This window comes from Nocardiopsis sp. NPDC006832 (genome assembly GCF_040635885.1).
GTDB lineage: Bacteria > Actinomycetota > Actinomycetes > Streptosporangiales > Streptosporangiaceae > Nocardiopsis.
In genome coordinates, this window is sequence record NZ_JBEYLC010000048.1 from 42233 (window position 1) to 51737 (window position 9505).

Genomic DNA, 9505 nt, shown 5'->3' on the forward strand with positions numbered 1-9505 from the left:
GACCCATGAAGCCCGCCGCATTCACCTACCACCGCGCCCGCGACGTCGACGGGGCCGTCGACCTGCTCACAGAGCTCGGCGACGACACCAAGATCATCGCCGGTGGGCAGAGCCTGGTCCCGATGATGAACTTCAGACTGGCCAGGCCCGCCCATCTGGTCGACGTCACGGCTCTTCCCGGCCTGTCCACCATCAGCACCGACGAGGAAGGGCTGCACATCGGCCCCCTCACCACCCATCGGGCCGTTGAGACCGCACCCGATTCCGTCATCGGCACCGACCACGCGGTCCTGCGTGAGGCGATGGCCTGGGTGGGGCACCTGCCGATCCGCACACTGGGCACGGTGGGCGGCAGTCTCGCCCACGGGGACGCGACCGCCGAGTGGTGCCTGCTGGCGGTCCTGCTCGACGCCCGGGTCGTCGTCCGTGGCCCCGGGGGCGCGCAGCGCACCATCGAGGCCGCCGACCTCTTCCTCGGCTTCTACATGACGACCCTGGCACCCGACGAGATCATCGTGGACGTGGTCTTTCCGAAGCCGGCTCCGCACTGCGCGCTCACCGAGTTCGCCGAACGCGCCGGGGACTTCGCGGCCGTGGCTGCCGCGGTCGACCTCGACCTGGCCGCGGACGGCACCGTCCGCGGCGGCCGGGTGGCCCTGGGCGGGGTGGCCCCGGTCCCGGTGCGCGTACCCGAGGCCGAGGCGGTGCTCCAGGACGGCGGCACGGCCGGGCCCGAACTGTTCGCCGCGTGCGCCGAAGCGGCCGAGGCGGCGATCGACCCCCCGTCGGACGCCGACGGCAGCTCTGACTACCGCCGGGTCCTGGCCCGGACACTCATCGTTCGTGCATGCGAGGAGGCCGTTGCCCGATGACCAGCACCGATGTAGCCCCGGAGAAGGGGGCTTGGACCGGAACCGCGGTCCGCCGCAAGGAGGACACCCGCCTGCTCAGCGGCGCGGGCACGTTCGTCGACGACATCACCCTGCCGCGCATGGCGCACGCCCAGTTCGTGCGCGCCACGGTCGCCTCGGGGCGGCTGCTGTCGGTCGACCTGTCCGAGGTCCGCCGTGTTCCCGGGGTGATCGCCGCCTACACCGCCGCCGACCTGGACCTGAACGACATCACCGCGGTCCTGGACCGGCCCCTCGAGGAGTTCGTTCCCACCGCCATGCCCATCCTGGCCCGGGACCGAGTCCGGTTCGCCGGTGAACCCGTGGCCATCGTCATCGCCGAGGACGCCTACGCGGTCGAGGACGGTGTCGAAGCGGCACAGGTGGAGTACGAGGCCCTCGACGCGGTCCCCTCCGAAGAGGTCGCGTTGTCCGAAGGGGCACCCACCGTCCACGACGAGGTCCCGGGCAACACGCTGCTGGACGTGTCCATGTTCGCCACCGAGGGCATCGACGACGTGTTCGCCTCGGCCGACTGCGTGGTACGGGTCGACACGCGCAGCAGCCGGCAGAACGCCCTGCCGCTGGAGACACGCGGCGTCGTCGCCTCCTGGCAGGCACGCGACGAGAACCTGCTGGTGCAGACCTGCACCCAGGTGCCCCACACGGTCCGCACCGCCATGGCTCGCTCGCTGGGCCTGGCCGAGAACCGGGTACGTGTCACGGTCGGCGACATGGGTGGCGGTTTCGGTATCAAGTGCGTGGTCGGACGCGAGGAGATCGCGGCGGCCGCGGCCGCCCTGCGCGTGGGACGGCCCGTCAAGTGGATCGAGGACCGCAAGGACGCGCTCACCGCTTCGTTCCTGGGCCGCGAACAGCACTACGACGCGCGCGCCGCCTTCGACTCCGAGGGCAAGATCCTTGCCCTGGACACCGACATCGTCTGCGACATGGGGGCCTACTCCTGCTACCCCTTCACCGCGGGCATCGAGCCGCTGATGGCCTCCGCCGAGATGCCCGGCGTTTACAAGGTGCCCGCCTATCGGGTGAGGGCCCGCGGGATCACCACGAACAAGGCACCCACCGCCCCCTACCGCGGGGTGAGCCGGCCGCAGTTCGTGATGACGATGGAGCGGCTGTTCGAACGCGCAGCCCGGGAGCTGGACATGGACCCGGTGGAGATCCGCCGGCGCAACGTGATCACCCAGTTCCCTTACACCGGGGTCAACGCCATCACCTACGACCCGGGTTCCTACCTGGAGGCACTCGATTTGGCCGAACGGCTGGTCAAGGACGAGGGTTGGTACGAACTGCGCGAGTCGGCCGCCGCGCAGGGGCGCACTATCGGCATCGGCTACTGCTGTTTCAACGAACGCAGCGGTTACGGCTCGGACGCCTTCGCCAAGCGCAAGATGAGCGTGGTGCCCGGATACGACCTGGCCGAGGCCCGGATGGACACCTCTGGAACGGTGGTGGTGAGCACCGGCACACTCAGCCACGGCCAGAGCCACGAGACGACCATGGCCCAGATCGCCGCCGACCGGCTCGGGCTCAACCCGGACCAGGTCAAGATCCAGCAGGGTGACACCGAACGCATCGCCTACGGATGGGGCACCTTCGCGAGCCGCTCCATCACCATCGGTGGCAGTGCCGTCTCCCGGGCGGCCGACCGGCTCGGCGAGAAACTGCTGCACCTCGGTTCCCACATGCTGGAGACCACACCCGACGGCGTCGAGCTTTACGACGGCACGGTCCGCCGGATCGACGACCCCGACCAGGCGGTCAGCTACGTGGACATCGCCGACATCGCCTACCTGCGGCCCAACCTGCTGCCTAAGGCGACCGAGCCCGGACTCACCGGCTCCGGCGACTTCGACACCCCGGGCGACGGGACCTTCTCCAACTCCACCCACGCCGTGGTCACCGAACTGCACCCGGGCACCGGGAAGGTGGAGATCCTGCGTTACCTCTGCGTGGAGGACTGCGGGGTGGCCATCAACCCGCAGGTCGTCGACGGCCAGGCCCGCGGAGGGATCGCCCAGGGCATCGCCGGGGCCCTGTACGAACGCATCACCTACGACGACCAGGGCGAACCCTCGGCGGCCAGCTTCATCGACTACAAGGTGCCCACCGCGGCCGAGATCCCCGACGTGGCGATCAGCCACCTGGAGACGCCCTCCCTGCTCACCGAGAGCGGTGCGAAGGGCAGCGGAGAGGGCGGCACCATCGGCGCCCCGGCGGCGGTGGTCAACTCCGTCAACGACGCCCTGCGCCACACCGGAGTCGAGTTCGACGCGACGCCCATCACCCCGGAACAGGTGCAGCACGCATTGGAGGCCCACTCATGACCGACCGTCTCCTGATCACCCTCACCGTCAACGGTGAGGAACACGAACTGCTCACGCCTGCACGCCGCACACTGGTGGACGTCCTGCGCCACGACCTGCGCCTGACCGGGACCCACGTGGGCTGTGAACACGGCGTGTGCGGTGCCTGCACCGTCCTGGTCGACGGGTCACCGGCCCGCGCCTGCCTGATGTTCGCCGTCCAGGCGGAGGGGCGGGAGATCCGCACCGTGGAGTCGCTCGCGGGTCCCGACGGCCTGGGTGACCTGCAGCGCAAGTTCTCCGAGCACCACGCGCTTCAGTGCGGTTTCTGCACACCGGGGTTCCTGATGTTGGCCGAAGGGTTCCTGGCCGACAACCCTGAACCCACCCGGGAGGAGATCCGGGAAGCGGCCTCCTCCAACCTGTGCCGGTGCACCGGCTATCAGACCATCGTCGACGCCATCGGGGCGTGCGCGGACGAACGCAGGGAAGCCTGCGGCGCCGTGTGCGCCCGATCCGCCGACAGCCCCGCCGATGAGAGGAGCCGGGCATGATCCTGGAGAAGAGCACATTCGTCGAGGCCTCCCCCGAGGAGGTCTTCACCGCGGTCAACGACGTCAAACGGATCGTGACCTGCGTCCCCGGTGCGGCGCTGGACGGCCGGGACGGCGACACCTACCAGGGAAACGTCAAGGTCAAGGTGGGGCCGATCAGCGCCGCCTACTCCGGCACGGTGCGTTTCCTCGACGTCGACGCCGACCAGCGCACGTTGCGGGTGCAGGCACGCGGTTCCGAGGCCGGCGGCAGCGGCGACGCCGAAGCCGCGGTGACCCTCGGTGTCGTCGAACGCGACGGAGGCTCCGTCCTCAACATTGAGGCCGACCTGCTGATCCGCGGGAAGATCGCCCAGTTCGGCAAGGCCGCAATCGGGGCCGTCTCCGACCGGCTGCTCCAGCAGTTCGCCGACAACCTCTCCCGGATGCTGCGTGAGGGGTCGGGCGCGGAGCCCGCCGTTGCCTCCGCCCCGTCGGGTCAGGTCCCGGCCCAGGGGCAGCCGGTCGCCGCTGCTGCTCCCGCGACGGCCGGCGACGAGCTCGACGGTCTGGGTCTGCTCGTCGGCCCCAGGACCAAGAAGCTGATCCCGTATGTCGGTGCCTTCGCCGTCGGGGTGCTACAGGGTCTCCTGATCGGCAAGCTTGCCTCGCAGTCCAAACAGATCGCCCTGCTGAAGGAGGTTCGCCGTGGCTGAACTGGACACCTACGGTGATTCGACGGCAGACACCTACGCTCAGGCCGGTTTCGGTTCCCAGGTGCGGCGCGGCACGCGCCCCGCGGTGGTCGTGGTCGACCTGAGCCGCGGGTTCACCGAACCGGACTTCCCCAGCGGCGCCGACCTCACCTCGACCGTGCACTCCACCGCCCGCCTCGTGGAGAGCGCCCACGCCGCCTCGGTCCCGGTCATCTACACCGTCATCGCCTACTCCGAGGAGGAGATCGCCGGCGACTGGTACCGGTGGCTGGACAAGGCCCCGGGCATGCGTGGAATGCGCGAGGGCAGCTCGGCCGTGGAGCTCGACCCACGGCTGACGCGCGGTGATCGCGACCCCCTCATTGTGAAGAAGGGCGCGTCGGCCTTCGCCGGCACGCCACTGGCCACCATGCTCACCGGGCTGAACAGGGACACGGTACTGGTGTGCGGCGCGACCACGAGCGGATGCGTGCGCGCGACCGCGGTGGACGCCGTACAGGCGGGTTTCTCCGCACTGGTCCCGCGCGACTGCGTGGGGGACCGGGCTGAGGGCCCGCAGGAGGCGGCACTGTTCGATCTGGACGCCAAGTACGCCGACGTCGTCGGGCTCGACGACGCCCGGACCTACCTCTTCCAGGCCCGGGCATGAGCCGCCCCCACCCGCATCTCCAGGAGGAAACGACCATGTCCGACAGACCGATCCACCAGGAGGCCCTCGCCGACCTCGCCGACGTTCCCGCCGTTGGGCGCTGGTTCCGCTCGGGTGGCCTCCGGTTGCACGCGCTCGACTACGGGGCCGTCGAGCAGGCCTCCGGGGTACAGGAGCGGCCCAGTGTGCTCATCCTGCCCGGGATCACCAGCCCCGCGATCTCCATGGACTTCGTCGCCCGCCGACTCACCGACCTGGTCCGGCCTGTGGTCGTGGACCTGCGGGGCCGAGGCCTGTCCGACGCCCCGGACGACGGTGACTACAGCCTGGGCGCCTACACCGACGACGTCGAGGCCGCGGTCGAAGGGTTGGGGCTGGGCCGGACGGTCCTGCTGGGGCACTCGCTGGGTGCGCGCATCGCCGCGGCCGCCGCGATCCGTCCCGGTGCCGCCTACGCCGGGTCGATCCTGGTCGACCCGCCGATGAGCGGGCCGGGGCGCGGTCCCTACCCCACGACCCTCGAAGCCTTCCGCAAGCAGCTGGAACAGGCCCGGCGCGGCACCGACGCCGAGGAGGTGGCCGGGTTCTGGCCGCGCTGGACGCTGCGCGAGCGCGAGCTGCGGGCGCGGTGGCTGGCCAGCTGCGCCTCCGAGTCGATCGACGCCACCCACCGTGGATTCGAGACGGAGGACTTCTTCGACTACTGGGACTCGGTCCCGCAGCCCACCACACTCGTGTACGGCGCGGACAGCCCGGTCGTCGACGCGGCCGGAGCGAAGGAGGCGGCGTCGGCCAACTCCGGGGCGCGTCTGGTGGAGGTCGTGAACGCCGGTCACATGGTCTTCTGGGACGCCCCCGAGGGGGCGCTGACCGCCGTCCGCGAGGCGTTGAACGCGACGCCGACGGGCTGAAGCCGCAACACCGTGTCCGGGTGGCCGCGTCCTCCGGCCCGGACCTCGCCGTGTGGGCTCCCGGTGTCTCAGGGCCCTCACGGCGTATCCGTGGTATTCAGGTGCGTCGCGTACAGGTCGGGTTTGACGAAGACCTCGAGCCGCTCGACCGTGGCCGGCGATCCCCATGCCTCCATCGCCCCTGCATCAAGCCCAGGCGCAGGGGCACACCACGTCAGGCCGGGCCGTGGCAAGCTCAAGGAACGGACAGTGGTGCACCCCGAGCCGCTCGGCGATCTCGGTGATCTCCAACGGTCGGTTCGCGCTACGCAGGAGCCGTAACACCTGCTCCCGGCGTCCTGCCGTGCGTCGGTCCCGTTGGGGCTCCGTGGGCTGGCGCCTCACTGCCCGGCCTGCGGGGGAAGACTCGCCACCAGGGGCGTGTACACCCCGACCACGCCGACCTTGGAGGCGCCACCGGGTGAGTCCAACGGGTCCTTGCGGCCCGGCAGGGGCTGTGTGAAGAACTCTTCGTTATCGACCAGGTAGGCCCCGAACTCCGCGGGCAGGTCGTCCTCGTAGTAGATCGCCTCGACCGGGCACACCGGTTCGCAGGCACCACAGTCCACACACTCGTCGGGGTGGCTGTAGAGCATCCGGTCACCCTCGTAGATGCAGTCGACCGGGCATTCGTCGATGCAGGACCGATCCAGCACGTCCACGCACGGTTGAGCAATCACGTAAGTTATGACCCGATTGTATACAAGTGGTTCTTGTGAAAATCAGGGGAGCTGCGCCGCCGGGTCGGGGCGGAGCAGATGCGGGGGAGTAGTTCGACGACCGAGTCCTCGCCCAACAGACCGGCTTCCACAGGGTGGGGCGGATCCACCCCGCTGGACCCACTCCCGGAAATCGGCGAAGGTCACCGACAGCCTCTGCGCGTGCCTCGGGTCCGGACCGTCCATGGCCTGGGGACGTGCCTGTGGGGTTGGAGTGTGTTGCTGCTGTTACCGCATTCGGCGATCTGCTGACCGGCGCCGACCTGGTCGCCGGCCTCCAGGACCAACGTTCCTCGGCGCAGATGGGCCAGGAGGATATGGGCCGACAGATCGGGTTAGGCGATCACCACGAAATTGTCGATCATGGCCGGTGCGCCCCGCGCCTCCCGGGAGGGTCGGCCCAACACGTAGGGCGCCCGGGCCAGAACGGACCTGTGTGCTTTGTGGTTGTATTCACCGTCGTGCGTCGCCATGACCATGCCGTCGATGGGTTCCAGGACCGGACGGCCGTGGGGCAGGAAACGCTCCGGTGGTTCCGTGGCCAGCACGCTGCGCCAGTCCCTCGCCCGCACCACTGGTTCTGTTCGTCGACCCCGACGAAGTCGATGGCGTAGCGAGAGGCGAAGGCCGCCGTGCCATGGCTGGGCACGCGCCGCATCGGACTGTTGCGGACCGACCACCGTCCGGTGAACGGTAGAGCGAGAACGGTGACCGAGCCCATGTGTGCCCCCTCGACGCAGGTGCCCCTGTCTCGAAGTTATGCGGTCAATAGCCGTGTGACCAGGGGACACAATGCATGTGGCTGAGAGGGCCCGTGGTGCTGTGCAGGGACCGGGCCCGTTCCGGTCGATCCCTGCCGGGCCGCGACTAGTCCGTTTCGTGCCGAGTGTCATGGAGGTTCTGGCGTGTGCCGGGATCGCCTCCCGTCACCTGGGAAGTGGGGGAGCGACCCTGAAGGTCACTCACCCGTGGACACGGGGCATCGCCTCTATCTCGTTCTGGGGCGGACACTGGTTGTGGGGGTGTTCGTTATGTCTGGATCGGGTTGGGTGTACAAGCGGTGCGGGTGCCGTGGTGTGAGGGGTGTGAAGGCTCGGGAGGGCCGGTGCCCCGGGCTGTCTCGGCGGGGGCACGGGAGTTGGTATTTCGCGCTGGAGTTGGACCATCTCCCGGGTGGTCGGCGTCGGGTGCGTCGGGGTGAGGTCGTGGGGTTGCGCTGGCCCGATATCGATCTGGTGCGGGGGACGATGCGGGTGGAGCGCCAGCTGCAGTCCCATCAGGGCAGGTTGGTGGAGCTGGCTCCCAAGAGCGCGACGAGTCGGCGGATGCTGTCGGTGGACCACACCACCTTGGGGGTGTTGCGCCGCCACCAGTGGCACCGACAGCAGGAAGCGCGGGGGCAGGGGCGGGTGTGGGATTCGCGGGGGTTCGTGTTCACCGCCCTGCGGGGCGGCGCGCTGGCTCCGGAGCGGTTGTCACGCCTGTTTCGGAAGCTGAACATCTCCAGTGGGTTGCCGCCGGTGCGGTTGCACGACCTGCGCCATGGAGCGGCGACGTTGGCGTTGGCGGCGGGGGTGGAGCTGAAGGTGGTCCAAGCGATGTTGGGGCACGCGAGCATCGTGTTGACGGCGGACACCTATTCCACGGTGTTGCCGCAGGTGGCGCGGGAAGCGGCGGAGCGCACGGCGTGGCTGGTGCTGCGCGATTCGGGCAGAGCCCATCGGCGAGGAACTGCACGAAGGGTGCGTCGGGGGCCGGCTCCACCTTGGCCCCATCCTGGCCCCATCAGTGGGATCGGACGATGAGGGTGAGGCCGTTGCACCCCGTCTGAACTGGGGTTTTATGGCGCACCCAGCCCGACACAATGCGAACCTCCAGTCTGTGATCGAGGGACCACAGATTGAACTTCTCCCTGCTCACGCCAAGGTCCGCAGGGACGGGTACCACGGTTCGCGGGCTGAGCGTCAGGGCGCGGGGGAGTGAGCGCAATGACTTCTCCCCGTTGGTCCCGCTGGGTCACCATCGCCGCTGTGCTGCTGCTAGCGCTCATCGCTGCGGTGGTGAGCTACAGCCACATGTACGAATTGGCCCTTCGCCATGGCGAGCCGGGGTGGCGCGCGGCTCTGTTTCCACTGTCAGTCGACGGCATGATCGTCGCCTCCTCGATGACGCTGTTGAGCGACGCTCGCAACGGGCGCAAGGGCGGGATCCTGCCCTGGACTCTGTTGATCATTGGCTCGGGTGCGTCTCTGGCAGCGAATGTCGCGGTTGCCGATGCGACGATGTGGTCGCGCATCATCCATGCGTGGCCCTCGTTCGCGTTGATCGGTGCGTATGAGTTGCTCATGCGCGAGTTCCGCACGGCGGCTGAGAGCGTACGCAATGCGAAAGCGGAGCGTACGCGCACCGAAGACGACTTTCCTTTGCTTCCCGGGGAAAAGTCGCAGACGGAGGAAGCGGGACTGTACGTCGTTCGCGAGCAGGAGACGGGCGTGCTTGACGGTGCCGAAGAGACCCGTCCAACGCCGCCTGAAACCCAAGTCCGCGCATGGCGATGGGTTCTGGATCATCAGAGGGAGCACGGGGCATTGCCTACAGGGGATCAGATCGCAATGACCTTCGAGCGCAAACCGCGCTGGGGCAGGTTGGTGAAGCAGCGTGGTCAGCGGGGGCGGCTAGGGGCCGCAGTCTGAGCAGAGGCCGTGCGTCCGACCGGGCTGA

Annotated in this window: 10 protein-coding genes; 8 read left to right on the forward strand and 2 right to left on the reverse strand. The window is 69.1% G+C overall.

All coding sequences use genetic code 11. The features are described from left to right. Positions 1-5: 5 nt before the first annotated feature. The 6 genes from ABZ717_RS21015 to ABZ717_RS21040 are packed head-to-tail and all read left to right on the forward strand — an operon-like array spanning position 6 to position 6026. Complete coding sequence (locus tag ABZ717_RS21015; protein ID WP_358513099.1) at positions 6-872, forward strand: FAD binding domain-containing protein; 867 nt, start codon at positions 6-8, stop codon at positions 870-872. After that, on the forward strand, positions 869-3238 hold the full coding sequence (locus ABZ717_RS21020; RefSeq protein WP_358513101.1) for a xanthine dehydrogenase family protein molybdopterin-binding subunit: 2370 nt from the start codon (positions 869-871) through the stop codon (positions 3236-3238). Before ABZ717_RS21015 ends, ABZ717_RS21020 begins: the two co-directional genes overlap by 4 nt. After that, positions 3235-3771, forward strand: a complete 537-nt coding sequence (locus ABZ717_RS21025) for a (2Fe-2S)-binding protein (RefSeq protein ID WP_358513103.1) — start codon at positions 3235-3237, stop codon at positions 3769-3771. The genes ABZ717_RS21020 and ABZ717_RS21025 overlap by 4 nt, the downstream gene beginning before the upstream one ends. Then, on the forward strand, positions 3768-4466 hold the full coding sequence (locus ABZ717_RS21030) for an SRPBCC family protein (RefSeq protein ID WP_358513105.1): 699 nt from the start codon (positions 3768-3770) through the stop codon (positions 4464-4466). The genes ABZ717_RS21025 and ABZ717_RS21030 overlap by 4 nt, the downstream gene beginning before the upstream one ends. Next, entirely contained in the window at positions 4459-5115 is a 657-nt protein-coding gene (locus ABZ717_RS21035; protein ID WP_358513107.1) for an isochorismatase family protein, read from the forward strand. Before ABZ717_RS21030 ends, ABZ717_RS21035 begins: the two co-directional genes overlap by 8 nt. Before the next feature lie 35 nt (positions 5116-5150). After that, positions 5151-6026 (forward strand): alpha/beta hydrolase, encoded by an 876-nt coding sequence (locus ABZ717_RS21040; RefSeq protein ID WP_358513109.1) that lies wholly within the window; start codon positions 5151-5153, stop codon positions 6024-6026. A gap of 380 nt (positions 6027-6406) precedes the next feature. Here ABZ717_RS21040 and fdxA read toward each other — a convergent pair whose 3' ends face one another. Both fdxA and ABZ717_RS21050 read right to left on the reverse strand, forming a co-directional pair. Beyond that, positions 6407-6754, reverse strand: coding sequence for a ferredoxin (gene fdxA / locus ABZ717_RS21045; protein ID WP_358513117.1), 348 nt, complete (start codon positions 6752-6754; stop codon positions 6407-6409). A 365-nt stretch (positions 6755-7119) separates the two neighbouring features. After that, complete coding sequence (locus ABZ717_RS21050) at positions 7120-7332, reverse strand: hypothetical protein (protein WP_358513111.1); 213 nt, start codon at positions 7330-7332, stop codon at positions 7120-7122. A gap of 657 nt (positions 7333-7989) precedes the next feature. On the opposite strand from ABZ717_RS21050, the gene ABZ717_RS21055 reads away from it, so the two are divergent. Beyond that, complete coding sequence (locus ABZ717_RS21055; protein ID WP_358513119.1) at positions 7990-8589, forward strand: tyrosine-type recombinase/integrase; 600 nt, start codon at positions 7990-7992, stop codon at positions 8587-8589. Between the two features lie 183 nt (positions 8590-8772). Then, the gene (locus tag ABZ717_RS21060) at positions 8773-9477 is read left to right on the forward strand and encodes a DUF2637 domain-containing protein (protein ID WP_358513113.1); all 705 of its coding nucleotides are present in this window, start codon (positions 8773-8775) and stop codon (positions 9475-9477) included. Positions 9478-9505: the final 28 nt, after the last annotated feature.

Bases quoted from the DNA above. Each gene is read 5' to 3' on its own strand.
- ABZ717_RS21025 (WP_358513103.1), top strand. From the start codon at position 3,235: ATGACCGACCGTCTCCTGATCACCCTCACCGTCAACGGTGAGGAACAC.
- ABZ717_RS21020 (WP_358513101.1), top strand. From the start codon at position 869: ATGACCAGCACCGATGTAGCCCCGGAGAAGGGGGCTTGGACCGGAACC.
- ABZ717_RS21060 (WP_358513113.1), top strand. From the start codon at position 8,773: ATGACTTCTCCCCGTTGGTCCCGCTGGGTCACCATCGCCGCTGTGCTG.
- ABZ717_RS21015 (WP_358513099.1), top strand. From the start codon at position 6: ATGAAGCCCGCCGCATTCACCTACCACCGCGCCCGCGACGTCGACGGG.
- ABZ717_RS21030 (WP_358513105.1), top strand. From the start codon at position 3,768: ATGATCCTGGAGAAGAGCACATTCGTCGAGGCCTCCCCCGAGGAGGTC.
- ABZ717_RS21040 (WP_358513109.1), top strand. From the start codon at position 5,151: ATGTCCGACAGACCGATCCACCAGGAGGCCCTCGCCGACCTCGCCGAC.